29 protein-coding genes and 3 tRNA genes are annotated in these 25,685 nt (G+C 62.7%); 14 read left to right on the top strand and 18 right to left on the bottom strand.

The window, feature by feature from the left end; translation table 11 throughout:
- Positions 1 to 29 precede the first annotated feature (29 nt).
- Both ASC89_RS05075 and ASC89_RS05080 read right to left on the bottom strand, forming a co-directional pair.
- Positions 30 to 251 (bottom strand): hypothetical protein, encoded by a 222-nt coding sequence (locus ASC89_RS05075; RefSeq protein WP_055995437.1) that lies wholly within the window; start codon positions 249 to 251, stop codon positions 30 to 32.
- Positions 238 to 1,089: an RNA ligase family protein gene (locus ASC89_RS05080; protein WP_055995440.1), complete on the bottom strand. Its 852-nt coding sequence runs from the start codon at positions 1,087 to 1,089 to the stop codon at positions 238 to 240. The genes ASC89_RS05075 and ASC89_RS05080 overlap by 14 nt, the downstream gene beginning before the upstream one ends.
- Before the next feature lie 160 nt (positions 1,090 to 1,249).
- Here ASC89_RS05080 and ASC89_RS05085 point away from each other — a divergent pair, with 160 nt between their 5' ends.
- Complete coding sequence (locus tag ASC89_RS05085) at positions 1,250 to 1,438, top strand: hypothetical protein (protein ID WP_055995443.1); 189 nt, start codon at positions 1,250 to 1,252, stop codon at positions 1,436 to 1,438.
- Between the two features lie 12 nt (positions 1,439 to 1,450).
- Entirely contained in the window at positions 1,451 to 1,648 is a 198-nt protein-coding gene (locus ASC89_RS05090) for a hypothetical protein (protein WP_055995446.1), read from the top strand.
- A 63-nt stretch (positions 1,649 to 1,711) separates the two neighbouring features.
- Here the strand turns inward: ASC89_RS05090 and ASC89_RS05095 are convergent, their stop codons facing one another.
- Together ASC89_RS05095 and ASC89_RS05100 are read right to left on the bottom strand one after the other, a co-directional pair.
- Complete coding sequence (locus ASC89_RS05095) at positions 1,712 to 2,848, bottom strand: alpha/beta fold hydrolase (protein ID WP_055995449.1); 1,137 nt, start codon at positions 2,846 to 2,848, stop codon at positions 1,712 to 1,714.
- A 354-nt stretch (positions 2,849 to 3,202) separates the two neighbouring features.
- Positions 3,203 to 3,685, bottom strand: coding sequence for a hypothetical protein (locus tag ASC89_RS05100; protein WP_156384514.1), 483 nt, complete (start codon positions 3,683 to 3,685; stop codon positions 3,203 to 3,205).
- 487 nt (positions 3,686 to 4,172) lie between these two features.
- Here ASC89_RS05100 and ASC89_RS05105 point away from each other — a divergent pair, with 487 nt between their 5' ends.
- Positions 4,173 to 4,373 carry a hypothetical protein gene (locus ASC89_RS05105; RefSeq protein ID WP_055995455.1) on the top strand — a complete coding sequence of 67 codons (201 nt, stop codon included), beginning with the start codon at positions 4,173 to 4,175 and terminating at the stop codon, positions 4,371 to 4,373.
- A 152-nt stretch (positions 4,374 to 4,525) separates the two neighbouring features.
- Here ASC89_RS05105 and ASC89_RS05110 read toward each other — a convergent pair whose 3' ends face one another.
- A complete protein-coding gene (locus tag ASC89_RS05110) occupies positions 4,526 to 5,668 on the bottom strand; it encodes a YihY/virulence factor BrkB family protein (protein ID WP_082533245.1) in 1,143 nt (380 codons plus the stop codon).
- Between the two features lie 282 nt (positions 5,669 to 5,950).
- Between ASC89_RS05110 and ASC89_RS05115 the strand changes: the two genes are divergently transcribed.
- The 4 genes from ASC89_RS05115 to ASC89_RS05130 all read left to right on the top strand — a co-directional run bounded on the left by ASC89_RS05115 (position 5,951) and on the right by ASC89_RS05130 (position 9,883).
- A complete protein-coding gene (locus ASC89_RS05115) occupies positions 5,951 to 6,514 on the top strand; it encodes a fasciclin domain-containing protein (protein WP_055995458.1) in 564 nt (187 codons plus the stop codon).
- 329 nt (positions 6,515 to 6,843) lie between these two features.
- Positions 6,844 to 7,197 carry a response regulator gene (locus ASC89_RS05120; RefSeq protein ID WP_055995461.1) on the top strand — a complete coding sequence of 118 codons (354 nt, stop codon included), beginning with the start codon at positions 6,844 to 6,846 and terminating at the stop codon, positions 7,195 to 7,197.
- Complete coding sequence (locus ASC89_RS05125) at positions 7,194 to 8,762, top strand: sensor histidine kinase (RefSeq protein ID WP_055995464.1); 1,569 nt, start codon at positions 7,194 to 7,196, stop codon at positions 8,760 to 8,762. The genes ASC89_RS05120 and ASC89_RS05125 overlap by 4 nt, the downstream gene beginning before the upstream one ends.
- 251 nt (positions 8,763 to 9,013) lie before the next feature.
- The gene (locus tag ASC89_RS05130) at positions 9,014 to 9,883 is read left to right on the top strand and encodes a Ku protein (RefSeq protein ID WP_055995467.1); all 870 of its coding nucleotides are present in this window, start codon (positions 9,014 to 9,016) and stop codon (positions 9,881 to 9,883) included.
- On the opposite strand, the gene ASC89_RS05135 is transcribed toward ASC89_RS05130, so the two are convergent.
- From ASC89_RS05135 to ASC89_RS05145, 3 genes are all read right to left on the bottom strand, one after another.
- Entirely contained in the window at positions 9,880 to 10,710 is an 831-nt protein-coding gene (locus ASC89_RS05135) for a Ku protein (protein ID WP_244488401.1), read from the bottom strand. The genes ASC89_RS05130 and ASC89_RS05135 overlap by 4 nt on opposite strands.
- 198 nt (positions 10,711 to 10,908) lie before the next feature.
- Positions 10,909 to 11,682 carry an SDR family NAD(P)-dependent oxidoreductase gene (locus ASC89_RS05140; protein ID WP_200940419.1) on the bottom strand — a complete coding sequence of 258 codons (774 nt, stop codon included), beginning with the start codon at positions 11,680 to 11,682 and terminating at the stop codon, positions 10,909 to 10,911.
- A 1-nt stretch (position 11,683) separates the two neighbouring features.
- Complete coding sequence (locus ASC89_RS05145; protein ID WP_162247904.1) at positions 11,684 to 12,565, bottom strand: D-2-hydroxyacid dehydrogenase; 882 nt, start codon at positions 12,563 to 12,565, stop codon at positions 11,684 to 11,686.
- Between the two features lie 335 nt (positions 12,566 to 12,900).
- Here ASC89_RS05145 and ASC89_RS05150 point away from each other — a divergent pair, with 335 nt between their 5' ends.
- Positions 12,901 to 13,626 carry a DUF421 domain-containing protein gene (locus tag ASC89_RS05150; protein ID WP_055995475.1) on the top strand — a complete coding sequence of 242 codons (726 nt, stop codon included), beginning with the start codon at positions 12,901 to 12,903 and terminating at the stop codon, positions 13,624 to 13,626.
- Between the two features lie 166 nt (positions 13,627 to 13,792).
- Here the strand turns inward: ASC89_RS05150 and ASC89_RS05155 are convergent.
- The 4 genes from ASC89_RS05155 to ASC89_RS05170 form a co-directional block, all read right to left on the bottom strand.
- Positions 13,793 to 13,867: transfer RNA gene (locus ASC89_RS05155), tRNA-Glu, on the bottom strand.
- A gap of 61 nt (positions 13,868 to 13,928) precedes the next feature.
- Positions 13,929 to 14,003, bottom strand: a tRNA-Glu gene (locus ASC89_RS05160).
- Positions 14,004 to 14,091: 88 nt separating this feature from the next.
- Entirely contained in the window at positions 14,092 to 14,547 is a 456-nt protein-coding gene (locus ASC89_RS05165; protein WP_055995479.1) for a D-Ala-D-Ala carboxypeptidase family metallohydrolase, read from the bottom strand.
- A gap of 163 nt (positions 14,548 to 14,710) precedes the next feature.
- Positions 14,711 to 15,130, bottom strand: a complete 420-nt coding sequence (locus ASC89_RS05170) for a VOC family protein (protein WP_055995483.1) — start codon at positions 15,128 to 15,130, stop codon at positions 14,711 to 14,713.
- A 257-nt stretch (positions 15,131 to 15,387) separates the two neighbouring features.
- Between ASC89_RS05170 and ASC89_RS05175 the strand changes: the two genes are divergently transcribed.
- Entirely contained in the window at positions 15,388 to 16,011 is a 624-nt protein-coding gene (locus ASC89_RS05175) for a cold-shock protein (protein ID WP_082533190.1), read from the top strand.
- Positions 16,012 to 16,078: 67 nt separating this feature from the next.
- Here the strand turns inward: ASC89_RS05175 and ASC89_RS05180 are convergent, their stop codons facing one another.
- Positions 16,079 to 16,486, bottom strand: coding sequence for an SgcJ/EcaC family oxidoreductase (locus ASC89_RS05180; RefSeq protein WP_055995487.1), 408 nt, complete (start codon positions 16,484 to 16,486; stop codon positions 16,079 to 16,081).
- A gap of 161 nt (positions 16,487 to 16,647) precedes the next feature.
- On the opposite strand from ASC89_RS05180, the gene ASC89_RS05185 reads away from it, so the two are divergent.
- Complete coding sequence (locus tag ASC89_RS05185) at positions 16,648 to 17,109, top strand: DUF192 domain-containing protein (RefSeq protein WP_055878753.1); 462 nt, start codon at positions 16,648 to 16,650, stop codon at positions 17,107 to 17,109.
- On the opposite strand, the gene ASC89_RS05190 is transcribed toward ASC89_RS05185, so the two are convergent.
- Positions 17,096 to 17,782, bottom strand: a complete 687-nt coding sequence (locus ASC89_RS05190; protein WP_055995490.1) for a hemolysin III family protein — start codon at positions 17,780 to 17,782, stop codon at positions 17,096 to 17,098. The genes ASC89_RS05185 and ASC89_RS05190 overlap by 14 nt on opposite strands.
- Positions 17,783 to 18,023: 241 nt before the next feature.
- On the opposite strand from ASC89_RS05190, the gene ASC89_RS05195 reads away from it, so the two are divergent.
- Entirely contained in the window at positions 18,024 to 18,608 is a 585-nt protein-coding gene (locus ASC89_RS05195; protein WP_055878746.1) for a helix-turn-helix transcriptional regulator, read from the top strand.
- A 162-nt stretch (positions 18,609 to 18,770) separates the two neighbouring features.
- On the opposite strand, the gene ASC89_RS05200 is transcribed toward ASC89_RS05195, so the two are convergent.
- Complete coding sequence (locus tag ASC89_RS05200) at positions 18,771 to 19,559, bottom strand: YdcF family protein (RefSeq protein WP_055878744.1); 789 nt, start codon at positions 19,557 to 19,559, stop codon at positions 18,771 to 18,773.
- A 201-nt stretch (positions 19,560 to 19,760) separates the two neighbouring features.
- Here ASC89_RS05200 and ASC89_RS05205 point away from each other — a divergent pair.
- Both ASC89_RS05205 and ASC89_RS05210 read left to right on the top strand, forming a co-directional pair.
- Positions 19,761 to 19,836: transfer RNA gene (locus tag ASC89_RS05205), tRNA-Arg, on the top strand.
- Positions 19,837 to 20,213: 377 nt separating this feature from the next.
- Positions 20,214 to 20,612, top strand: coding sequence for a hypothetical protein (locus ASC89_RS05210; RefSeq protein ID WP_055878741.1), 399 nt, complete (start codon positions 20,214 to 20,216; stop codon positions 20,610 to 20,612).
- 456 nt (positions 20,613 to 21,068) lie between these two features.
- On the opposite strand, the gene ASC89_RS05215 is transcribed toward ASC89_RS05210, so the two are convergent.
- From ASC89_RS05215 to ASC89_RS05225, 3 genes are all read right to left on the bottom strand, one after another.
- On the bottom strand, positions 21,069 to 21,314 hold the full coding sequence (locus ASC89_RS05215) for a hypothetical protein (RefSeq protein WP_055878738.1): 246 nt from the start codon (positions 21,312 to 21,314) through the stop codon (positions 21,069 to 21,071).
- A gap of 218 nt (positions 21,315 to 21,532) precedes the next feature.
- A complete protein-coding gene (locus tag ASC89_RS05220; protein ID WP_055995493.1) occupies positions 21,533 to 23,002 on the bottom strand; it encodes a glycosyltransferase family 39 protein in 1,470 nt (489 codons plus the stop codon).
- 113 nt (positions 23,003 to 23,115) lie between these two features.
- Positions 23,116 to 24,144, bottom strand: coding sequence for a LacI family DNA-binding transcriptional regulator (locus ASC89_RS05225; protein ID WP_082528074.1), 1,029 nt, complete (start codon positions 24,142 to 24,144; stop codon positions 23,116 to 23,118).
- A 237-nt stretch (positions 24,145 to 24,381) separates the two neighbouring features.
- Here ASC89_RS05225 and ASC89_RS05230 point away from each other — a divergent pair, with 237 nt between their 5' ends.
- The gene (locus tag ASC89_RS05230) at positions 24,382 to 25,620 is read left to right on the top strand and encodes an ABC transporter substrate-binding protein (RefSeq protein WP_055878729.1); all 1,239 of its coding nucleotides are present in this window, start codon (positions 24,382 to 24,384) and stop codon (positions 25,618 to 25,620) included.
- Positions 25,621 to 25,685 lie beyond the last annotated feature (65 nt).

The raw sequence follows: 25,685 nt of genomic DNA on the forward strand, positions 1-25,685 counted from the left end.
CAAACTCACGACCCGCCGAGCAGTTCCAATTAAGAGCCGTTCCGGCGGACGAGCCAAACCCGTCCCTCGATCGAGTGCGGCTCGTCTGTCTCCTCGAAGCCGAACCATCCGCGCCAGTAGTTGAACTGGGCGCGCTGCAGAGCGGGATCGTCGGTGAGAAAGGTCCAGCGGGCAAAGTCGGGCTCGAGGAACTCTACCGTGGGCATGCCGGGTCCAGGCATATCGCCCACCGGCATCTTAACGGTGGTCATGGCGCAGCCCCTTCAGTGTCGCGTGGCGCAGCATGCCTTCGCCGCGCAGGTGCCGAACCTTGGCGATCAGCCCCGGGCGCAACCAGGTGCCACGGCGCTTCAGCGGCAGGGCAGGGGCTTCGGCTGTGTTGGCCTCGGCATAGGCCCAGAAGTCCTCACGGTCGGCCGCCTTCAACGTGATGAAGGCATCCCCCACAAAGTGCAGTCCATGCTCGTCGCGTCGCGCGAGGATCGCCACCGGTGCACCCGATGGCGTGACGTCGGCGCCGATCACCTCAAGCTCACTGACCGTGAAAGTCTTGGTCTTCAACCAGGTGTCGGCCTCGCCGCTCTTGTAGCGGCTACCACGTTTCTTGCTGACGATGCCCTCGAGGCCCATGGCGTCGATCGCGGCGAAGGCTGCGGGGCCATCGGCCTCCAGCTCGGCGCTGAAGGCAATCGGGTGAGCCGGCGCACTCTGCAGGAGGTCAGCGAGCATCGCGCGCCGGCTCTCTATCGGCCTGCCACGGATGTCCTCCCCATCCAGGTGCAGCAGGTCGAAGGCCACGAAGATCAGCTGTTCCGGGTGCCAGCGTATTGCTGAGGGCAGCCCGGTGAAGTCCGAGGCTCCATGGATGTCGGGAAGGTAGACCTCGCCGTCAAGGATGGCTGAGGTGCATGGCAATTGGGCCGCCGCCGCGACGATCTGCGGATACTTGCTCGTCCAGGTTGCCCCTGAACTGCTGAACGCCTTGGCGTTGCCGGCCTCGACGTGCAGCTGCGTACGATACCCATCGAACTTCACCTCGTGCAGCCAGCCGTCGCCAGTCAGCGCGGTCTCGACCAGGCGCGGCTTCATGGGTTGGATGTAGCGTAGGGCTGGGCGTTCCAGGAGCATGCGGGCAATTTAGTGCGAGTGCCGAACGAATCCGAGTCGACTCGCGATCACTGATTCGTTTCCGCGGAACCGGGCAGGGCGGAAGGGGTTGAATCGCCTCTGCAGCAGTGAGGCGCGTCCCATGCCGAAGTTCCGTCCCAAGCCACCGGCACCCAGCGTGCGGATGACCATCGGCGATGCGATCGGCCGGGCACGAGCTCTGTCGAAGGAGGAGCGGCCCATGTCGCAGCAAGAGGTGGTCAGGGACATGATCGCGAAGCTCGATCTACCGGTGTCGCTAAAGAAGCGGCTCCGCGAGCGCCATGGCTAGAGGAAAAGTAGCATGGAACGGCTGCTTCAGTTTCAAGCGCGCCCGGTCACCAAGGCTGAGCACGTGCTGGCACAGGCTATTGCAGTCGTGCAGGCGGCCACGCCGCCGGACAGCGGGATCAGCCGCGATGAGTTGCTCGATCTGCTTCTCGACATTTTGGACGGCCCTGAAGCTCTAGAGGTCTACAACCGAGTGATGCAGACTTACTGACGCTCGCCATGGCGCTGGCTTGGTCCATGGTGGTGACGGTGAACGCGGGAACATTGCACGACGCTAGCCGCCACGGACGCCAGGCGCGAATACCTCGACGGCAAATTTGTCGATTGCTGCGTTGTAGGTTTCATAGCGCTCGAGAAAGCCCATGTGGTTTACCTCGTCTACGATGAGGGTACGCGCAGCTACGGCGCTCTCCCCGATCGTCCGGCTAGCCTCGGGCTTGGTGACAATATCCACCTGGCCGCCAACCACCAGCACAGGAACCTTAGTCTGCGAAAGCGCAGCGGTGGCGTCCCAACGGAACATGGCAAGGTTGCCGCGAGCTTGGGCCGCCGGGGAATTACGCGTGCCGAGAAGCGTGACAGCGTTGAGTTGGCTTCGCGTCACGTGATTGCCAAAACCGATCCGGTTGGCGACGTGAGCAGACCCACTCAGGTAGCTCTGCCAGGCGCTGAGCCATGCAAGCGGCTGCAGCGGTATCACCAACCACAGCAACGGCTCGATCAACGGCCAGCGAAGGGCACGCAAGAGCGGACTGAGGATCATGGTGCGAAGCGGATTTGTGTAAGTCGTATTGAGCAGCACGATACCCGCGACCCGTCGTTCGACGAAGGCGGGATCGTCGCGCACCAGGGTCTGAATGGTCATGCCCCCGATGCTGTGCCCCACGAGAACCACCTTTCCGCCGGCCTCACCGATGACCGACCGTAGGTCCGCGGCAAACGTTTCGAGCGCAATCTTGCCTTTGGAGCGGCCGAGGCCGGGAAGGTCCCAGGCAATGACGCGGAAACGCGTTCTGAGATCCTCGATGGTATAGCCCCAGATCGTACTGTCGAGCCCCCAGCCATGGGTCAGGATGATGACGGGAGCCCCGGTAGGACCATGCGCCTCGACATGAAGGCTCGACCCAGTTGGGCTCTCAAGCGTGCGAACCTCTGACGTTTCCGCCGGCTTCAATAGTCTCACGTCGCGTTTCGCCAGCACCGGCTTCAGCAGCAGGCCGCCTATGAACGACCATGCCAGGCCAGCGATACCCAGCCATAGCGTCCAATCTTCGCGGATCCGGTGGACCACACCATCGGCATCGATCACCACTGTTCCATTGTACCACCGCCAAAGGAAATAGCCGGCAGCGCCCAGGATGGCGAAGGAAAGCAGGCTGAACAAAAAGCGCAGGATGAGAATGAGCGGCATGCAGTCCCCTTAAGCGGAGGCTCCTCCGCCCGTGTCCAACCTGCCTGCATCAAGGAGGTTCCGGCACCAGGTGGCAGGCTAAGGTTGGTGCAATTGCGCGCGATATCTCAAGACGCGCGCTCGGGAGCGTCCCCGCTCCAGATATGTTGCATTCGCCCGGTATCGTCCGGCGCCCAGACCTGGGACTGCCGTCCTGCGTCGCCAAAGACCTCGCCGAACCGGATAGCATTCGAAGTGGCGAGATCGGCACTTTCGAACGGACCGTATGACTTTCCTTCACAGTCTACCCACCACTCGCCACGTGCCTTAACCACCAGAAACCAACAAGTCTTCACCAGAGGGGTGCGCTTCGGGTCAATGCTGCTCATCCTGCTGGTGCACACCCCGTGTCACTAGGGGCACAGCTCCACTTACGCTGACGGTATCGCGGGCCGAGATCGTGCTCAGTTGATCGATCAGCCGGCGAAAGGCTGCGTCGACATCGTCAAGACGGCTGTGCGATGGCTGACCCTTCATCGCGGCATGCAGTTCAGTGTGCCGGCGCCGGACTTCGGCGAGAAGCGCTCCGCTTTCGAGACGGGCGAGGGCCTTGTCCTCGTTGCTGCTGTAGAACGAACCGGCGATGGCGCGCAGGCGCGCCGCCTTGACATGCCAGCTTTGCAGTGCCCCGATAAACGGCCGCAGCGTTTCGTTGGCCTGCCGCCGCGCCAGAACGCTTAGCTGAGAGGCGCGATGGCGCATCGGGTCATGACTTTGCACAGGAAGTATCTCCGTCGATTTGAGGCTCAAGTGGCCTTCGATTGCAGAAGCGATCGAATAGTCTGCCGCGACCGCCACGGCCGTGCGTGCAGACTCGGGACCTGACGCTTCTTTTGGCTGGGCCTGAAGACCATCCACCGGCAGTGGAGGCTAGGCTGATGTGCTCTAGACGCCTCGCACCCGCATTGGCGGTGTGCCCGCATCCGGTCCGACATTGGTATGTCGTCAACGGACAGTTGGCACCAACCTGGGTTAATCTCCTAGAGAATGCTGAGTTAGTCGTGGGCTAACTATCAGCAGAGTACTCGACCCGGCGAACAGAGCATCCCGCAAGGGCAGGCGCTAAGGACACTGCTCTCGCCATCCACCCGTGCAACTGAAATGCATGAACGAGGTTCGGTTGATGTCCTGTGGGTCGCTCCCAGGATGGAAAGGCGGCTGGGCCTAACGGACCGCCGCCTTTCACCTTTCCCGTCGGCTTAGTCGCGCAACAGCCTCTCAAGCATGGTGGCATTCTTGATCGCGTAGCCATCGAAATCGTTGTTGAAGGAGACCCACACCCGCTTTGCCGCTTTCCTGGCTGTTGGTGCCGCATTTTGCCAGGCGCCATCACCTGTCGATCGCCGAGGCACGGCGTGCTCTGATGGAGCTCGGGCCCGCTGATGCGGAAGCGCTTGCCGCCGGCAAAGTGCTGAGAAGCTACCTCGACGGTCACAAAACACTGGACGAACTTCTGCCCCATCGCATGGGGCAGAAAACCGGTTAAGTCGCAGTGATCGAGCCCGTTCTCCGCGCGGGCAGTCCATCATGAAGACGCTGCCGCGAACCAGCGCAGCCCCGGTTACCTCCCTCCGCCTACTAACTCAATGCAGCCGCAGCCAGGGCCTACGATCGGGGACGCACCATTGAACCGTAAACTCACTTGTGGGAACGCGGCCGACTTCGCATCGCGAGCAGAGTAGCAATAGGGAGAGCAAGTAGCAGACCGCCGGTGCTCAGTGGCCGACGGGGCCGGCGATTCTCGTCCTTTGCAGCCGCATAACCGGCACGCCACTCCGGGGTCATTTCCTGGTCTGAAGTGTCGCCGCCTTGAGCGGTCGATTTGCCGATGGTGTCCGCCATGGTTGCGTGCCTACTGCCCATGGGAGAGTCTGCGCCAACCGTTGAATCTTCGGCGGTCTGGTGCTCGATTTCCGCATTGAGCTCGGCACCGACCAACACCACCATCACCGAAATCCACATCCAGGTGAGAAAACCGATCAACGCCCCCAGCGAGCCATAGGTCTTTTCGTAGTTCGCAAAGTTGGCGCTGTACCAGGAGAACAATAGTGAGGCGGCGATGATCACGGCGACCGCCATTATCGCGCCGGGTGTAAGCCATCTCCACTTGGCCTGCTGCCGGCTGGGCCCCAGTCGGTAAAGAGCTGCAACGCCGATAAACAACAAGATCAGCACCAGCCCGTAGCCGAGCCCCTGTGCCAGCCACTCAAAGCCGCGCGACAAACCCAGTGCTCCAAGGACCGCCGGCATCAGTATGACGACGCCGATCATAACGATCGCCGCGACCAGACCGCCGAGTGTGAACAGCAGAGCCAAGGCGTTGAGCTTCAGGAAGGAGCGCTTCTCACGCTCGTCATAGGCAATGTTCATTGCCTCGAATAAGGTCTTTACGCCGGAACTCGAACTCCACAAGGCGAGCGCCACCGAGATCACCAGGCCCCAGCCAAGTGCAGCCGGACCCTGCTGGGTCAGTCGCGTCAGCTGCTCGTCGATGATCTGAATTCCTCCTGCCGGTACGATCCCGGCAAGCAGGGCGACGTGCTGATTGACAGTCGAGGCGTCAGTGAACAGTCCGTAAAGGGAGACAAAGGCAACCACGGTCGGAAACAGTGCCAGCAGCAGGTAATAAGTAGCGCCGGCCGCGATCAGGGTGATCCGATCATCCGAAATTTCACCCCACGTCCGCCAAAGGATGTCCTTCCACGCCTTCGACGTCATTTCCGATGGAGCGTCAGCGTGCCGTCCACGTCCTTGTTCATGCTTGCGTAGCTGAGTGTCCATCGCGGCCTCCATTGCGACAGACAACTTGGCTAGCATCCGCCGGTTGCGGAGGCCCGATCGCCTACTCGGCGAGCTTTGCCTCGAGGAAGCGTTCCACGGCGCCGGATCAGCAATTCGCAGCCAGTCGGTACGGCAGTGGTCGCAAAATAGTTTCGCAAGATCGCACGAATAAAGCGCACCAATCACGAAAATGATCCGCAACTAGATGACAGCGCTATCCGTCTCTCATCGTGTCCCGTCGCAACAACAATGACGACGGCACTCAGGGAAGGAACCCAAATAATGAAGCTCTCCACTCTCCGCGTAGTTGCCGTCTCCGCCATGCTGTCGGCCACCGCTATTTCCGGCGCTGCCTTTGCAGAAAACCCGATGGTCGGCGGCGCACCGATGCTCGAGACCAAGGACATCATCGACAACGCCGTGAACTCGGCCGATCACACCACGCTGGTTGCCGCCGTGAAGGCCGCAGGCCTGGTCGAGACGCTGAAAGGCGCAGGCCCGTTCACCGTGTTCGCTCCGACCAATGCCGCATTTGAGAAGCTGCCGGCCGGTACCGTCGACAACCTGCTGAAGCCCGAGAACAAGGAACAGCTGGCCAAGATCCTGACCTGTCATGTGGTCGCCGCCAATGCACTGTCGACTGCCATCTCCAAAATGGTGGCTGATGATGGTGGCGCTCACCCCGTCAAGACCGTCGGTGGCTGCGTCTGGACCGCCAAGTACGAAGGCGACAAGATCACCCTCACCGACGAGAACGGTGGCGTGGCCAACGTGACGATCGCCGACGTCGTCCAGTCGAATGGCGTTATCCACGTCATCGATGCGGTGCTCTTGCCCAAGATGTAATTCACATCGGCAAGGGTCCTATCCTTCCGCCGCATACCTGGGCCCTGCCCGTATTCGTGTCCCGTGGGGAAACCTCGCGGGACACGAGCGCTTCTACCGGCCCTCACGACGGCCGCGGCGGACCACCAGCTCCGGCACATTCCTCGTAAGGAACTGCGCGTGCATCAGAGGTTGCATGCAAGGCCACCAGAAACGCGCAGAGCAACTTCGCGTCACTCCTAAGGGCAGAGGCGTATTCTAAGCCGTCGCCTGGCAGGAAGAATCCTCTCCCCCGGTGCAACTAAATTCCTGCTTCGATGTTATCGCGCGGAGGGTCCCTGGGGTTTCGTATGAACATATTGGTCGTGGACGATGAGCCGCTGATCCGCCTCGGCCTGGTTAGTCTATTGGAGGAGTGGGGGCATCAAGCCGTTTCCGCAGGTAACGCGGCTGCTGCAATCGCCGCCCTCGAAGCCGATCAGACGATTGAACTGGTGGTTACCGACATAAATATGCCCGGCACCATGGACGGTATCGGCCTCGCTAAATATGTTGCGGGGCGCTGGCCGCCGGTTCGGTTGATCGTGATGTCTGGCAAGGTGGCACCGGCTGACAACGAACTGCCTGCGGGCGCCCGGTTCTTCTCCAAGCCCTTTCGCGACCAAGTTATGCAGGCGGCCATCGAGGAGATGCGCAGCACATGACGGCCAGCGCTTTGCCGCACCAGACAGGTCAATCGATCGAGCGCAAAAGAAGATGGGAAGCGGCCGACGCCGTCATTGCCGGCAGCGTACTGCTTGTTTCCGTGATCATCGGCGTATTCGTGCTTTTGTGCGTGCAGGGCTATGGGACCACCATAGACGAAGCAAAGGCCAAGGCTCAGCGGGCCGCAAACGTGGTCGCCGAGGGTTCGCGATGGGTCATAGCTTCGGCGAGGACGGCAGTCGAAACTGCCTCGACGGCCGGCTCCACCCCCGGTGCCGCACTCGACCATTTTAGTGATGTGTCGCGTCAGCTTCCGACGAGCCTTGTGCTCGGCGTCTACGACGCCTCTGGTCGGATCATCCGCGAACGATCAATGCCGACGGCGCCCATGTCGATTGATGATCATGATTACTTCAATGCCCTCACTGGCCCCGAGGAATGGGCACTCGGCAGCCAGGAAGAACTGTCGGGCCGGCCGGTCTTTGCGGTGGCCAAGCGCCAGCAGGTGGCGGGGGCCTTTGCTGGTGCGGTAGTCGTATTCCTTGACGGAGGCGTTCTCGAGCGCCTGGCAGTTCCTCAGGAGCTCGGCAAAGATTCGACGATAAGCATCGTCCGCAGCGATGGATGGGTAGTCGCCCGAAACCCGGCGCTCATTCACGCGGCGGACCTGAGCGGAACTTCCGGCATGACGACGTTGAACTCCGCCGACCAGGGGACCTACGAATCGGCCGCATCCCCTGTCGACGGCATTGCCCGCCTTGTCGGCTTCAAAAGGGTGCCTGATCTCGGCTTCATAGCAGTTGCCTCAGTCTCAAAGGAAACTGCCCTTGCAGGGCTGTGGTATTCGATCTGGGTCGTGTCCCTGCTGCTGGCGCCGATCGCCGTTGCCTTGCTGGTCGGCTCGCTGCTGACGGCCAAATCCATGCGGCGAACCAGAGCGGCGCAGCGCTCCCTCGCCGCGGCGCTCGAACACAACGAGGTGCTCTTCAAGGAAGTGCATCACCGAGTGAAGAACAACCTGCAATCCATCAATTCGCTGCTGCAGCTGCACCCCATCCCGCGCGAGGTAAGGGCGGAGATGAGCAAGCGAATCTTCGCCATGTCAGCCGTGCATGAGCACATCTATCGCACCAGCAGCTTCGACGACGTTCATGTCCGCGAGTATCTTCGGACCCTGATCGAGAACATCCGGGCGGGCGCCGATCCCCGCGTGGAGGTCGAAGCAGATCTCGACGACATCGTCGTCGGCAAGGACAGCGCGGCTTCCCTCGGTTTGATCCTCAATGAAGTTCTGTCGAATGCTTTCAAACACGCATTTGCTGGACGCGAAGATGGTAGGATCCTTGTCAAGTTGAAGGCGCTTCCCGATGGTCGGGCATCGCTTTCCGTTCAGGACGACGGTACGGGCTTCGATCCCTCGGTACCCGCGAAGGGGATAGGACGTCGCCTAGTCGAGGGTTTTGCCGCCCAGCTAGGAGGCGAAATCATTCACAGCCAGAACAACGGTTATGTGTTTACGCTCGACTTTCCAGGTCGTCTTGCCGAACCTGCAGCAGGCTCGTAAGCCCGCGTTCGCCGTTGGTTTTCGTATGCCAAGTCTCGAGCCGGATGGAGTGCAATCCGTGTAGGTCAGGCGCTGACACCATGTATCCGCTGGATGTGCTCAAGCTCAGGGGCTTTGACCAGATCCTTGGAGCCTGGGACCTCATTGGCTTGCTCGGCGGTGAAGTCGCGTCGATTATGGGCTTGCCGTTCACCAGGAGGGAACAGTGCTGCCTGCCAACCGTTGTCCGAACTCAATGGAGGTCGCGCAAATTGGCAGCTCGAGCAATCTGGAAAGGCGTCATCAAGATCGCTGAGATCGTGTGTCCCGTGTCGATGTACGCAGCCGCGTCGCAGTCCGAGCGCATCTCATTGCACATGGTCAATCGCAGCACCGGAAACCGGCTCAAGCGTCTCTATGTGGACGAGAAAACGGACAAACCGGTCGAGCTCGAGGACCAGGTGAAGGGTTACGAAACCAGCGATGGCCAATACGTGGTGCTGGAGCCCGATGAGATCGCGGCCGCGGTGCCCAACAGTGACAAGGCTCTCACGGTCGATCAATTCATTGCCTGCAACAAGATCGAGCCCACCTACTTCGACAAACCCTACTACCTGCTGCCAACCACTGATATCGGGAACGAGACCTTCGTCCTGATCCGAGAGGCTTTGCGAGAGCGAAAAGCCGCGGCGATCGCGCATGCTGTACTGTTCCGCAGGCTTAGGCCGGTTCTGATCCGTGCACACCACGACGGGTTGATCGCGACCACGCTGAACTTCGATTACGAAGTGCGTTCAGCCTCCGACGCCTTCAAAGGGATCAAGAAGAGCAAGATCGAGCCGGAAATGCTGGACCTGGCCAAGCATATTCTGAAGACCAAGGCCGGCAAGTTCGACCCGAATAAGTTCGATGATCGCTACGAGGGGGCCCTGGCGGATCTGGTGCAGGCCAAGATCAACGGCAAGAAGATCGTCCCCATCCGCCCGCCGGAGCCCACCAAGAAAAACGACCTGCTAGAGGCCCTCCGGCTCAGCGCCGGCGCCAAGGGCGCGTCGGCGCCCCGTCGGTCTGCCAGCAAGTCGAAGGCGAAGAGGGCGGAGCCGGCAAGCAAGGCTGCTCCGGCGCGGCGCAAGGCGGGCTAGCGCCCGCCCTTGGCTCTCTGACCGGGTTTGTTCTGCAGGCTCTTCTTCAATGCGGCCATGAGGTTGATAACGTTAGAAGGCGCCTCGGGCTCGGCCTCCGCCTTTCCGGGCTTCGACTTCCGCCCTGGCGATTCCTTGGCCTTGATGATCTCTTTCAGTTTGGCCTGAACCGGGTCTTTGACCATGTCCTTGTTCCAGGCGGCTGTCCGCTCCTCGATGATCCTTTCGACCATGCTGAGCATTTCCTTGTCGGGCTTTACTTCCTCGACCTTCTCAAAATACTCGTCCTCGTCACGAACTTCGTCGCCGAAGCGAAGGGTCCAAAGCAAAATGCCAGTGTCCCAGGGCTGCAGCATCACGGCGCGCTCTCGGTTGCCGAGGACCAGCCGAGAAATGCCAACCACGTTCTGATCTGCCATCGCCTCGCGGATTACCGAAAAGGCCTCCTCGCCCACCTCGTCGGCCGGTACCACGAAGTAGGGCGTGTCGAAATAAGTCCACTCCACCGTATCGGCCTCAACGAACTCATCGATGTCGATCGTGCGCACGCTGTCGAGTTTTACCCCGTCCAGCTCCTCATCTTCGAGGACCACATACTCGTCTTCCGCCTTTTCGTAAGCCTTCACCTGATGATCATCATCCACGGTCTTTCCCGTCTCGCCGTCGACGTACCGGGTGTAAATCCGGTCGCCGGTGGTGCGGTTCAGAGTATGAAAGCGAACGCGGTTCCCCTCTGTCGTTGCCGGCGACAGGGTTACCGCGCATGTCACCAAGGACAGCTTCAAATAGCCTTTCCAGTAAGGACGAACTGCCACGATCACCTCCATCGAAGTATCCGAGCGCAACGCATGGTGTGCGGGGTCGTTCCGAACGACACCACCTCGTAGCGCGGGGCGTAGCAGCAAGCCCCAAGCCCTCATCGCTGACGACCTGCTGAGCCGCCCCGGAATGGGCTCCGGGAATTGATGTCGTACGTCGCTGCTGGCGCCCTACTAGCCCTTCAGGATCGGGTGGGGCGGGGGCGCCTAAATCAGAAGCGACTGAGCGCCATCGATCCAGATCGGGGTCCCGCTTATGTGCCCGGCGTCGTCTGACAACAGAAATCGAACCAGTCGCGCCACGTCTCCCGCCGCTCCAGGCTCTCCTTTGGTCAGCGGGACGCGTCCATCCGGGAACGTTGCACGGACGGAGGCGCGGCGAACGTTGCGGCGGTTGGTGTTGTCCCCAATCTCGGACTCGATGGCCCCTGGACAGATAACGTTTACTCGGATGCGATATCGGGCGAGTTCGAGCGCTGCCATCTGCCCCAGAGCCAGCTGGCCAGCCTTGGTCGTTGAATAGGCCGACGCGCCCCCATTGGTGAATGTTCGAGTGCCGTTGATCGAGGAAGTGATGACGATCGAACCGCCATTTCGCTTCATCAGCGGCACGGACAAATGCAAGGTGAGGAACGTTCCGCCCAGGTTGATGCGAACAGTCTCGTTCCACTCTTCGTAGGTAAGGTCATCGATAGGGGCCCACGTACCGTTGATCCCGGCGTTCGCGAACACTCCGTCGAGGTTGCCGAACCTCTTCTCGATCTGCTTGAAGGCCGACTGCATTGCCCCCTCATCGGCGATGTCAGCGACGAGCGTCATTGCTGAGCCTCCGAGCGCGTTGGCGGCCGAGGCCGTTTCTTCTAGCTCCTTGGGCGTACGTCCAAGCAAAGCCAGGTTAGCGCCTTCAGCCGCCAATAGTAGGGCACAAGCCTTTCCGAGACCGGAACCCGCTCCGGTCACGAGTACATTTTTGCCCTTCATCTCAATAACCCTGCTTTGGGTCGACCAGATTCAGGAGCTTGCGGCCGGACAGGTACCGTTGGAGGTTGTCCACGAAGATCTCGATGCAGCGGTCGATGTAGGTCGTGTGGTCGTCGACGCTGCAGTGGGGCGTGATGATCAGCCTTGGGGTCTTCCATGCCCGGTTCCGAGAGGGGATTGGCTCTTCAGGAAACACATCAAGAAGTGCACCGCGCAGCGTCCCCGCATCAAGCCGATCCATTATGGCTTCATAGTCCAACGGAGCGGCGCGACCGACGACGACGATCCCGGCGCCGTCGGGCAGCAAGTCGACCCGACGGCGATCGATTAGCCCCTGGGACTGTGGGGTGTCCGGCAATGTTGAAACCAGGATGTCGGTTTGTGCGAGCACCTCATCGAGTTCGGCAAGGGTTGCGATCCTGTCGAGCTTAATCCTGGCACGTCCGGATCGTGTCACGCCGGTGACCTTGCAGCCGAGCTGCTTGAGATGTTGTGCGCCGCTGGCACCGATTGCGCCTACTCCGAGGATGGTAATGCGGTGCGTTTTCAGGACCGGGCCGAACAATGGCTTCCACTCCTTGTTGGCCTGGTCAGTAACGTAGCGAGGAACCTCATGGGTGAGCATCAGGGCGGCCGTAAGGATGAACTCGCCTCCCTTCTCAGCGTGAACACCGGACGCGTTGGTCACCCGAAGGCCGCGGGGGAGTTTATCCACCATGCCTTCAACGCCGGCGAAGGTTGTTTGAACCCACCGCAAATTCGGGTTGGCTTTATGAGCCTTCGCGAGGTCGACCTTCGGCAAAGTAACGAGGACCTCGGCACTAAACTCTTTCGGTAGCTCGTCACCACCATCGTCCACACTAACGATGACCTTCCGTGCCAAGTCGCGAGCCGCCAAGGCCTCCATCAATTTAGACGGAGCCAGCGTCAGCGCATTTGGGGTCGTCGGTGGGTTTTGGATGTGGACGCGAACGGAGCCCCTCGCGGACTGTTCCGACGTCGACAAAGCAGATTGAGTTCGGGCCATAAGGACTTCGTCTCCAGCACTGAAGACGCTAATTCAGCCGCGCTCACGCAGTTCCCTATGAGATACGGAGGCACAAGGTAGCCTCACTCCGACGCAGCGACTGGTGTGTCCTTCCGGCAACGCGCTGGCACGCCGGAACACACCCCTAATGTCCGCGTTTGCAGGGGGTGTCACACAGCTTGGAGCGCCTCTTGGAGCCGATTGCAGCCTTCGACTTGCAGCGCATGCTGTTCGGCGATGAGTCGCCGCTGTTCCTGCTCGAGATCATCTTCCGCACGCTGATCGTTTACGTCTATGCCCTGCTGCTGCTCCGCTGGCTGGGTAGCAGGACGATCGGGCAGCTGTCGACCATCGAGTTCCTGCTGGTGATCGCGCTCGGCTCGGCCGTGGGCGACGCGATGTTCTATCCCGATGTGCCGCTCATTCACGCTCTGCTGGTTGTTACCGTCGTAGTTGTCGCCAACAAGCTGCTTGACATGCTGATTGCCCGCAACAAGGCGGCCGAGCGACTGCTCGATGGTGTGCCCAAAGAGGTCATCACTGACGGCGTCATTGACAGGAAGTTCCTCAACGACGTGTCCCTTGGCGGCAGCGAACTGTTCCAGCAGTTGCGTCATCATGGCGTTGAGCACCTGGGGCAGGTCGCTCGTGCCTACATCGAGCCGGATGGTGTGTTGACAGTTTTCCGGGACAAGGCGGACGACCGTCCAGGACTGCCGATCGTCCCTCCTTGGGAAATCGAACCGCCGGTGAAAATCTCAGCGCTCGCGGCCACGTCCAACAGCACGCTACTGGCATGCCGCCGCTGTGGCCAACTCCACCAAACTGAAGAGGCCGTTGCACCGGGCAACTGCCCGAATTGCGCGCATGATCTGTGGACGCAGGCCCGCGTGCACGAGGCTTATCGCGACGACTAGGAGTGCTCGGCCGCCGGCCGTCGATCGCTAACCGGACCTGCCATTACCGTCACCATGAAAGTGCAGTAGACCAAGTAGCGCTGAAGGCAGCGCGCCCACAATATTGGACAAAGATTGGACGGGAACCAACGCGCCCCAGCTAAGTCTTTTAGATGTTTGGAAAAATTGGCGCGCCCAAGGGGAATCGAACCCCTGTTCCCGCCGTGAGAGGGCGGTGTCCTGACCGCTAGACGATGGGCGCGGAGGAACTCTTTATCGGCGATGAGCGCCGTACCGTCAACCACCAGCCCATGAGGGGAAAGTGGCGCGCCCTAGGGGAGTCGAACCCCTCTCTGCACCGTGAAAGGGTGCCGTCCTAACCGATAGACGAAGGGCGCCGCGGTGGCGTCCGTATAGGGAGGTTCATTCGGGCTGGCAAGGGTGTTTTTCGAAGAAACACGCGCTTATGTCAGCCCCTGTGGAAGGTCAGCAGCCTGAGAAGGTGACGGGCTTCTTCCAGCCGCGCGGCCGGTCGCGCACGTCGACATGGATGAAGCCGCGGCCCGGGTAGCAGCCGAGGCCGCCGACCTGCTCGTTGCGCAGGGCGAAGGCGACGAGCTGGCCCTTGGAAACGCCGGGGATGAAGAAATCCACCGCCATGCAGCGCATGTGGTAGCTCGAATCCTCGCCGCCGCCGATGATGTTGCGGATCGGATCGCGATAGCCGGAGTTGACGACGATCTTCTTGCCGAACTTGCGTTCGAACGAGCTGATCACCGAGCGCAGTTTTGGCGAGATGCAGGAATTGTCGACATCGGTCGACGACAGGAACATGCCGGCCCGCTGCACGTAGCCCTTGTAGGAGGCGCCGCCACCGCCGCCGAAAAAGAAGCAGCCACTCAGCAGCAGGGCGCTTGCCAGCACCGCAATCAGTCGGATCATTCGTCACTTCCCATGCCGCGCGTCAGGGCGGTAGCAGAACGCCGGCCCTTGCCCGGCCGGCGCTCGCGAGGAAGCTACAAAGTCTTGGCTAACCGTCGGCTAAGCCGATTGGTTAGCGGTCGGTTACCTCAGGGGCTGCGGATGGCTGCCCCCGGGGGGCGGCTTACCAGGCGCCGGTGTTCGGCATCGACAGCCAGGGCTCGGCCGGGGCGAGCGCCGCACCTTCCTGCAGGATCTCGACCGAGATGTTGTCGGGCGAGCGGACAAACGCCATGCGGCCGTCGCGGGGCGGGCGGTTGATGGTGTAGCCGAGCTTCTGCATATGGGCGCAGAAATCGTAGATGTTGGCGACCTCGTAGGCGAGGTGACCGAAATTGCGGCCGCCGGTATAGACCTCGGGGTCCCAGTTATAGGTGAGCTCGACCGGCGTCTCGTGCTGGCCCTTGGCGGCGAGGAAGATCAGCGTGTAGCGGCCCTTCTCGTTCTCGGTGCGCCGGACTTCCTCGAGCCCGAGGCCGTCGCGATAGAATTTCAGGCTCGCTTCGATGTCGGTGACCCGCACCATGGTGTGGAGATACTTCACGTCTGGTCCTCCCGGAGAGTGTGTTGGTGCGGCCTACAACGGCTGGCCGCCCGCATCAAGTTGGACACTCGTCGACGACACACGGGTCATCGAATACCGGGCTGGAAGCGCCGGTATTGCCGGTCCTCCAAAGCGGTTGCGAAAAACCCCTGACAAAATCGTAAACGCTTCTTAACTTCCCCGGCTGAATCGGACACAGTGCCTCATGTGTGGCGTACCCCGAACAGCGGCGGGGCGAGTACGAAAAGGCTTGAGGCATGGGGGCCAAGTTTACAGCCGACGGTGACGAACCCGGGTTCCGGTCCGACGAGACCGGCCCGCTCGGACAGCACCCGGCATCCGACCACGGCGGCGACGCCAATCTCGATGTCATCGAGGTGGTTGGGTCGATCAAGTGGTTCGACGTTTCCAAGGGGTTCGGCTTCATCGTCCCCGACGATGGCCGCCCAGATGTGCTCCTGCATGTGACCTGCCTGAGGCGGGACGGCTACCAGACCGCCTATGAGGGCTCGCGCATCGTCGTCGAGGCGCTGGCGCGACCGGGTGGGCTGCAGGCCTTCCGCATTCTCTCGATGGACGATTCGACCGCCAAGCACCCGGCGCAGATGCCGGCGCCGCGCACCCATGTCACCGTCGAGCCGACCAGCCGCCTCGAGCGCCTCGAGGTGAAGTGGTTCAACCGCATCCGCGGCTTCGGCTTCCTCTCGGCCGGTGACGGCGCTCCGGATATCTTCGTCCACATGGAGACGCTGCGCCGCTTCGGCATCACCGAGCTGCGCCCCGGCCAGCACGTCCTCGTCCGCTACGGCACTGGCCCCAAGGGCCTGATGGTCGCCGAGATCCGTCCAGACGGCTGGGGCGACGCGCCGTCCTCACACTGATCTTGCGCCTCCCCGCACGGCGAGGAGGCGACTTTATCATGCATGCTAGAGGGCGGTTGTCCGGCCGCTATTGCGGCTGGATGAAGCCGTTATGGCTCGAGGCGAACTTCCAGCCTTCGGCGTTGCGCTTCAGCACATAGAGCTTGGTGCCCTCGAGCTCGCCCTCGATCCGTGAGCCATCGGCATGCTCGGGCGTAGCCCGCACATTGACCGCGGCGACGTCGTCATCGACGAACAGCACGTGCTCCACTTTGTAGGTGGCGTGCACGTCGCCCAGGGCAGGGGTGAGCACCCGACGGGTGAAGGCGTCGATCTCGTCGCGCCCGGTCAGCCGCACGCCGCCGCCCGTTACCCACACCGCATCGGGCGAGAACAGCGCGATGAAATCGTCGGGGCTGCGGTTGCGCTGCGACGCTTCAACCGCGGCAACAAAGCGGTGGATGGTCTCGATATCGGCAGTCCGCCGGGCATTCATCTGGGTTTCCTTCCATCTGGGATGCCAGGCTTGTCGGACCTCAACAGCAGTTGAGGTCAATAGCCTTTCGCGCTGTTCTCGAACGCGTCTCTTGACGCTGTTCCCGAAGCCTCGGTGGCGCGATAAGGTGCCGCCAGTTCGCACTAACCCCCCAAGAACCCATGAACATCCTCCGGGCCCTGCATGGCGCCTTTATCGCCCTCCTGCTCCTGACGCTCACCGCCTGCGCCTCTGATGACCGGTTGGTCATCGAGTCGCGCAACGGCAACCATCCCTTCACCGTCGAGGTGGTGGATACGCCAGAATCCCGGGCCAAGGGCCTGATGTATCGCGAAGCCCTGGCGCCCGATGCCGGCATGCTGTTCGATTTCAAGGAAAGCCGCGAAGTCAGCTTCTGGATGAGCAATACGCTGATCCCGCTCGACATGGTGTTCATCACCGCCGAGGGGCTGGTGGCCAATATCCACGCCAACGCCCGGCCGCTCGATCTGACCTCGATCCCGTCCGATGGTCCGGTGATGTTCGTCTTGGAAATTCCGGGCGGCCGCGCCAAGGAACTGGGCATCGCCGCCGGCGATCGCGTCGTGCACGATCGCATCAAGAACGGCGCTACAGCCGGCTGATTACCATGCAGTCGAGCACCGCCACGAGGTGGAGGCTGGCGCCGGCGACGACGAAGCCGTGCCATACGGCGTTGTGGAAGGTCAGACGCTCCCACAGGTGGAAGATCAGCCCGACGCTGTAGCAGAGCCCGCCCGCCACCAGGAGCCACAGCGCGACGCCGGGCAGGTGCGAGGCGAGCGCCTGGAACACGAACACACCGCTCCAGCCGATGCCCAGATAGAGGATGATCGCGCCCCGCCCGAAGCGGTGCGGCACGAACAGCTTCAGCGCCATGCCGGTAAGCGCCGCGCCCCAGATCAACAGCCCGATGATGATGCTCGAGGGTGTTGCGCCCAAGAGCACCAGGAACGGCGTATAGGTGCCGGCGATGAACAGGAAGATCGCCGCCTGGTCGAGCCGCGCCAAAGTACGCTTCGCCGGCGAGGCGATCGGGCAGAGGTTGAAGGCAAGCGAAATGCTGAGCACCAGCAGCAGGCTGCCGACATACAGCACCAGCGCCGGCAGCTCGTTCGGCGCCGTCTCGTAGCCGGCAAAGGCCAGCAGCACCGCCCCGAGCGCCACGGCGACGACGATGCCGATGCCATGCACCACCCCGTCCGCGATCAGCTCGGGCAGGGAAAAGGGGCGGCCCCGGGTCCACCAGGTTCGGGCAATGGTCGTCTCGGTCGTCACGGCGCTTCAGGGCTCTCTCACAAGCGCTTTCAGGAAAAGTTGCGGACTCTTCCGGTTCGAAAGCGCGACAAAGGATAACGGCGCAGAGCGCTTCGACTTTTCGTCGAAACGCTCCGAAGCAAATAAGCTGTGACAATCCCGTCATCGGACTGTCACAGTCAACCCATTCCGCACTCCGGCCGCTTGACACGTAACGCAGTTGTTACAACTGTCCGCGCACTCCATTGTTTCGGAAGACGAAATGAGTCTCGCCGACCTCTATTCCGCCCTCGCCGATCCCACCCGTCTCCGGGTGCTCGAGCTGCTGCACGACAAGGCCCGCCCGGTGCATGAGCTGGCGGCCGCCTTCGATATCAGCCGCCCGGCCATCTCCCGGCACCTGAGGGTGCTGAAGGAAGCCGGGCTGGTGCAGGAGGTGAAGCAGGGGCGCGAGAACCTTTACTCGTTCCAGCGCGACGAGCTGAAGCCCGGCATGGCCTGGCTGGAAACGCATCAGAAGAAGCCGGGCAGGGCGAGGAAGGCTGCGGTGGCGGTAGCTGTCGCCCCCGAAGCTCCAGAAACCGTCGAAGCGCCGGTACGTCCCCCTGAGCCGATCGCGCCTGAGCCGATCGTCGCAGCTCCGGTGGTTGCGCCGGAGCCCGTTCTGGTCGCACCCGAGCCGGCTCCGGTGCCCATGGTCGCAGCTTCCGAACCGCCCCCGGAGCCGATCATTGTCGTCAAGTCCAAGGCCCCGGCCAAGCCGCGCGTCGCCAAGCCGAGGGCCGAAGCAGAACCCGTTGCCCCGCCGCCCAAGCAGACCCCGCAGCTGTCGTTCTTCGATCTCTAGGCTGCTGGTCCCAACTCACCGGTGTCATCCCAGCGAAAGCTGGGACCCCGCGGCGAGGGCTCTTGCCCTCGTCCGCTCGCAGCCTGTGCCAGCCGATGGATGGGTCCCAGCTTTCGCTGGGATGACATCGAGTGTGTGGCGCGCCTCGTGGTCCTCGCCCCTTCACGGCCCCGGCAGCACCTCGTCGATCCGGGCGGTCAGGTAATACCCCAGCAGCCCCGCCCATTCGCGCAGTGCGAGACTGCTCACCGAGATGTTCTCGGTCGATTGGTCCGGCTTGATCCGCACCCCTTCGGCGCCGCTCGCCAGGTAATCCGCCGGCCACGGGATGACAGGGAAATCGGCCTTGCGGAACAGCCCCACCGCTCGCGGCATATGGAAGGCCGAGGTCACCAGCAGCCAGGTCTCGCCCGCGCTGACCTTTGCCAACTGCTTGGCGAACTGCGCATTCTCCTCGGTGTTGCGCGACTGGTCATCCATCAGGATGCGCTCGGGCGCGATCCCGAACGCCTCAAAGAAGCGCTTGCCCGCCAGCGCTTCCGGCTCCTGCTGCACCAAAGCCGCCGGCCCGCCGGCAATGACGATCCTGGCGTTCGGGTGGTGCAACGCCAGCCGCAGGGCCTCGACGAACCGGTCGCCGGAGCGGTTGAACTCATAGCCGCCGCGCACCGAGTTCACCTCGCCATCCATGCCGCCGCCCAACACCACGATGCCGTCGACCCGAGCCGGCTCCGCCGGCCGTTCGAACCGCTGCTCGAGCGGGGTGATCAGCACATAGCCGAAGGTGGTGAAAGAGCAGAGGAGCAGCAGCAGCAGCGCCAGCCCGACCAGCATCCGCGAGATCCACCGCCGCCTGAGCCAGCTCAACGCCAGCCCGGCCACCAGGAGCAGCACAACCAGCGAAAGCGGCTGCACCAGGAGCCAGAAAATCCGCGTGAGATAGGGGAACACGGCAGGGTCCTCCCGGAGCGTTTTCAGGAAAAGTTGCAGACTTTTCCGGTTCGAAAGCGCGACAAGTCAAACGCTTGGAGCGTTTCATCGCTTCAACGAGCGATGGAGCGCTCCAGTGTGGCGCGCACCCTGCCATTGCTGCCGGGAGTCGGCAAACCCAAGGCCTGACAATCGAGACCGATTGCGCTACACCCGCGCCACGGCCTCGTAGCTCAGGGGATAGAGCAGCAGCCTTCTAAGCTGTTGGTCGCAGGTTCGAATCCTGCCGAGGTCGCCACCCGCCCAACCAGCGTTGGTCATCCGCCAGAGGAGCGCGAGCTCCTCTCCGCTAGCGGCTTGGTGTGAAGCTCAGCCTGTTCCAGCGTCACCCATCCTCACATCGCGGTTGCTGACACCACCGGGCCCGCCCGCGACGGCCGGTATAGTGGCGTGACCCCCTCAGGTTACTTGGGGTGGCAACCAACACGAACCATGCGGCCAATCTCTCAGCCCCGAACCTGCGCCCATCACTAAGGGTTTGAATCGATGTCGGTTTGGCGATCGACCTGTGGGAGTCGAAAAGAAGGCTGTTATTTTGCGAAGATTTGGGTTTTTCTGTCACTGGCGACCTTAGTCCGTATCAGAGATACTTTGCCGGTCGAAATGGAGGGCACGATGGCTGCCGAGGGTGCAAGGAGTTCAGGCAGGTTGGTCCTTGGGCGTGCCTGGTACTGGCTGGGCGCCTTCGTGCTGTCGGGGATGCTCTGGCTGCTGATCATCTGGGCTGTTTCGAGTCTTACCAGCGCCGGAGAGGTTAGCGTGCGCCAAATGATTGGCGACGCTCGGTATTGGCCCCCGGCATGTGAGCAGTCGGTGTGCGTGCTGACCGGGCTCGGCGGCATTGTCCAGGTCTGGGAGCGGCACGTCGACAAGTACAAGGGGCTTGGGCGAAGCTTCGTTGTCGAAGGCATGTGCGCCAGCGCTTGTGAGATCGCCGCGCGCAGGGCAGGGGCGCGTATCGCCCCGGGAGCTACGCTGATCGTTCACGAACCGAGCCCCGCTCGATGGTCATAGATCGCGGGGCCCCGATCCTGCACCCACGATGTGCGATCGCTGCGGGTGTCGAGTGCCACGTCAATCAACTTTGCAATGGGTAAGCGGGGTTGACGGTGCGTCCCAGTCAATGGGCGCTGCAAGCCTCTTCGCCCCGAGAGTTGGTGCGTGGGCCGCGACGAGCCGGCCGACCTGCCGACGCCGCCATCCGTTCTTTCTCGGCGCTCCCTGACTGCCGGCGCCGGTCGCAACCACCGGTGCATGGTGCAAGACCATTTTCCTTGCACAACCAGCGACATACCGACCTTAGTCGGGATTGTGGCAGTGTCGGGCATGGCAGCTAATTGCCATGCCCGACACTGCGTCCACACTCGCTATCGGGTGGGCCGGATGCTGCTCTTTGTCGGACGGCATCCGGTTCCCCCTGTTTGGCCCTGCAGCGCCTTCAGGACGTTCGAAAACGCCACAAGACCAAAACTAATGCTTGCGCCAGACCTGTACGTCCTCCTCGGCGACAAGTCGCAGCCCGTCGCTGTTTTCTACATAGACCGACGCCGTCTCGCCCAATGCCCGCAGCATCCGGGCTGCGAACAGCGCGTCCGAGATGGCCTCATCGCGCTGCGTGTAGGGGCGCGGACCCGAGGCCGTGTCGAGGTCGCGGCCGGGGCTGGCGATTCGCCAGCCGGCTCCGTCGTGCCGCACCAGAATTCTCACCGTCGTCATAAACTGCTCTCCGATCGGCCCTGAACGTCCGAATACGGCTCGCGGTTGCCTGGAACGCCTCAGGAAAAAGCCAGTCCCCACAAAGGCGGGGATTGCGGACTTTTCCACCTCGGAAGCGCGACAAATCAAAGACCTAGCCTAGCCGCGAACGGCGGCAGCAATGAGGTTAGCTGCAGTGGTGTTGTGCTGGCGTGATGCAGCTGTTCTGTCGCCCTGCATCAGGGCCTGAGGCCGCGCCCCAGCAGCAGCTGGTAGGTGGTCAGCCGGTGGCCGAAGCGCTCGGCGTCAACCGGCCCGAGGTCCTCGACGCTGTCGAAGCGATCGGCGAAGCCGCTCGGCGGCGCGCCGGCCGGCGCGACGATGATCACGTTCTTGCCCGTATCCGGCAGCTCTTGTCGCCAGAGGCGGAACTGCCCCGGCTGGCCGCTGAGGTCGATTACGTTGCCGTCGCTGCCCAACCCAAAGGCCAGCTTGGCGGTGTTGCCGTAGGTGGTGGAGGCGATCAGCGAGGCGCCGTGCAGCGCTGCGGCGGCCTTGGCCGCGGCTGCCAGCTGCTCCTGCCCGAACGTCTCTACCGCCTCGCGGTCCCGGACGCCGAGCAATTGGGTGGGCAGTGGCGCCGCCAGATAATAGAGCGTCGCCAGGCTCATCAGCAGCATGCCCCAGGCGAGGTGCAGTCGGATCGCCCAGCGCGAGCGCACGAACAGCGGCGCGACGATGACGAACGGCAGAAAGCTCAGCACCAGCCAGTGCGGCTTCACCTGGTTTGCCGCGGCGCTCCAGCTGGCGAGCGCCAGCATGCCGACACTCGAGAGCAGGGCGGTCCACCGCCCCAGCAACTGGTAGGCGCCCTGCGGCCCGGCAAGCTCGCGACCGAACAGGAAGCGGAACAAGCCCCAGGCGAGGAATGGCGAGACGTAGAACAGCGACGCTGTGAGCACCGAGGTCACGCCGTCGAGCGAAAAGTGGCTGCCGCTGGCATTGAACCGCCCGGCAGTGTGGAAACCGACGCTGACGAAATGGTGCTGGGCGTTCCACCACGCCACCGGCAGGGTGATCGTCACCGTCAGCAGCCCCGCCAGATAGAGGTGCGGCGAGCGGAGCAGGCGGCGAAATTCCAGTTGGCCGACGATCACCACCAGCAGCCCCAGGGCGATGAACACCGCATTGTACTTGCTGAGTCCGGCCAGTCCCATGAACAGGGCGCCGAGGTAGAGGTCGCGCAGCCGGCCCTCGCCACCATTGCGCAGCGCACCCAGATACTTACCCAGCTGCAGCATCGACAGTGCCGAAAAGCAGATCAGCACGTGGTCGGGATAGTTGAGCGTCGTCAGCGCATTGAGCAGCGGCGAGGCACAGAACAGCGCCAGCCCGACCCAGAAGTGCCGCTCCGGATCCTCGGTAGCCAGCCACTCGGCGCTGCGGGCGAGGCCGTAGACCAGCACGCCAAAACTCAGCAGCGCCGGCAGGTGCACCGCGATCGGGGTCCAGCCCAGCAGCAACGCCGCTGCTCCGCCGGCCCATCCGACCAGCGGCGCATGGTCGAGATACGACCATTGCAGGTGCGCTCCCCACAGCCAGTAGTAGGCCTCGTCGATGTTTGGCGGCACGAACAGCGCGTAGACGAGCTTGAGAACGAGGAAATACGCCACCGCCAGGCGCGGCAATACAAGGTCGCGCCGCGCCATGCGCAGCTCAACGGCCGACCCGCCGGCTTTGGCTATCCCCCAGTCCACGATGCGTCCCGTGCCCCCCGGCAACGGCGCATCATTTGCACCTCGTGCCCCGGGCCGCAAGCGTCTTAGCCGGCGCGGCGCGTGCTCTCGCGTATGACCAGGTCGGAGTTGAGCACCACGTGGATGGGCTCGTCCTCGGGGGCGATACCTTCGATGATGTCGATCAGCGAGCGGGTGGCCATCCGGCCGATCTCCTCGCGCGGCTGCCGCATGGTGGTCAGCGGCGGATCGAAGAAGCGCGCCACGGCGATATCGTCGAAGCCGACCACCGAGATGTCGCGCGGGCAGTCGAGCCCCTCGAGCCGCAGCCGGTGGATCAGGCCGATGGCCATCTCGTCATTGCCCGAGAATACCGCCGTCGGCAGTTTGCCGCTGGCGAGCAGGTGCTCGGCTGCGGCAGTACCCGACTCCATGTTGTAGGTGCCGGGGAACAGCCATTCCTCGCGCACCGCCAGCCCGGCCTCCTGCATCGCCTCGGCAAAGCCGATGAAGCGCTCGTTGGTCGACTGGTTGCGCGATGGCCCGATGATGTGGCCGATCTCGGTGTGCCCGAGCTCCACCAGGTGCTTGATCGCCCGCTTGGCCGCCAGCCGGTTGTCGGTGATCACCGAGTGGATCTTGGCATCGGGGATCTCGTCATAGGCGGCCACCAGCGGCAGGGCGACGCCATCGTCGCGCAAGCCATGCAGCCGGTTGGTGTCGAGCGAGCCGTCGAACAGCAACAGCCCGTCGGCGCGGTTGGAGAGCAGGTAGTCGCTGAGCCAGCGGTTCGGGTCATCGCCGATCCGGCTCGCCACCAGCACGCTGTAGCCGCGTTCGGCCGCCTCGCGGATCACCGCGTCGACGATGGTCGAGTAGAACGGGTTGCCGATGTTGGGCGCCGCCATCAGAATCGTCCGCGCTGCCTTGAGCCGGAGCGATCGGGCCGCCTGGTTGATGGTGTAGCCGGTGTCGCGCACCGCAGCATAAACCCGCTCACGCGTTGTCTCCGTCACCCTTTCGGGCGAACTGAGCACACGGCTGACTGTCGCCGCGGACACACTTGCGTGACGGGCAACGTCCTGAATCGTCGGTGTTTTTCTTGCCAGGACCATGAGTTCGCAGCGCTCCCTCGCCGCTGCTCGCCCGCTCTGTCTAGATCGACCTTGACAGCCGCGCAAGGAATGTCTGAAACTCCTGCAATCGATTGCATTGACCTTCTGCAAGGGGTTGTGTAATCGATTACACGCAGCCAGCACCGGAGCTTTCCCAACAAGAGGGGCCCCTGCGCGGCTGGCGCAAATTTCGCGAGGGGCGTTTTGCTCCTGGGTGAACGTTGGGAGGATTACATTATGAAGTCAGTCGTGTCGGTGGTGGCCCTGGTGGCTGCCGCCTTGCTTGGCAGCACCTCGGTGCGCGCCGCGGACGTTGAAGTCATTCACTGGTGGACGTCGGGTGGCGAACAGGCCGCCGTGTCGGTGTTCGCCCGTGAGTTCGACGCCCTGGGCGGCGACAAGTGGGTCGATACTGCTATCGCCGGCGGCGAAAATGCCCGTTCGGCCACGTTGCAGCGCATTCTCGGTGGCGATCCTCCGGGCGCGGCGCAGTTCAACCCCGGCCGTCAGTACGAAGAACTGATCGCCGGCAACATGCTGCTCGATCTCACCGATCTGGCGACGAAAGAGAACTGGGCTGGCTTCATCCGTCCGGCGTCCATCTCCGAGGCTTGCCTTGTCGATGGTCACTGGTGGTGCGTGCCGGTCAACATCCACTCGTGGAACTGGGCCTGGGCTTCGGTCCCGGCATTCGAGAAGGCCGGCGTGCCGCTCCCGACCAGCTTTGACGACTTCCTCGCGGAAGCTCCGAAGCTTCAGGAAGCCGGCATTATCCCGTTCGCCATCGGCGGCGAAAGCTGGCAGATCAACGGCGCCTTCGGCGTGATCCAGACCTCGCTGCTCGGCCTCGAGAAGCGCGAAAAGATCCTGAAGGACAAGGACCTCGAGCTGGCCAAGGCAGAGATGCCGGCGGTGTTCGAGAAGTTCCGTCAGTTCAAGCAGTTCTCCGATGCCGGTTCGGCGAACCGCAACTGGAACGACACGACCAACCTCGTCGTGACCGACCAGGCGGCCCTGCAGATCATGGGTGACTGGGCCCGTGGCGAGTTCGGTGTCGCCGGTGAGAAGGCCGGCGTCGATTACGCTTGTCTGGCTCTGCCGATCGATCACCCGACCGTCTCCACCGGCGGCGACATCTTCCTGTTCCCCAAGCAGTCGGATCCGGCTGTCGAAGCGGCTCAGCTGAAGATGGCTTCCATGATGGTCAACCCGCAGGTCCAGGCGCTGTTCAACAACGCCAAGGGCTCCATGCCGATCCGTGACGACGTCGATATGTCGCTCGCTGACGACTGCATGAAGCGCGGCCTCGAGATCATCAAGGACCCGGCGAACATTGCCGTGGATGCCGGCCGCTGGCAGTCGAACGACACCACCGGTCAGATGAACGACCTCGTCGCCCAGTTCTGGGCTGACGACACGATGACTGCCGCGGCAGCCGCCGAGCAGTACGTGACGATCCTCCAGAACGCCGACTGATCTGGTGCTATGATGTCCGGGCGGTGCCAAAAGCACCGCCCGGCTCTTTTTTCGGCGTATCCGGG

The sequence above is a fragment of the Devosia sp. Root413D1 genome, assembly GCF_001425235.1.
Lineage (GTDB): Bacteria > Pseudomonadota > Alphaproteobacteria > Rhizobiales > Devosiaceae > Devosia_A.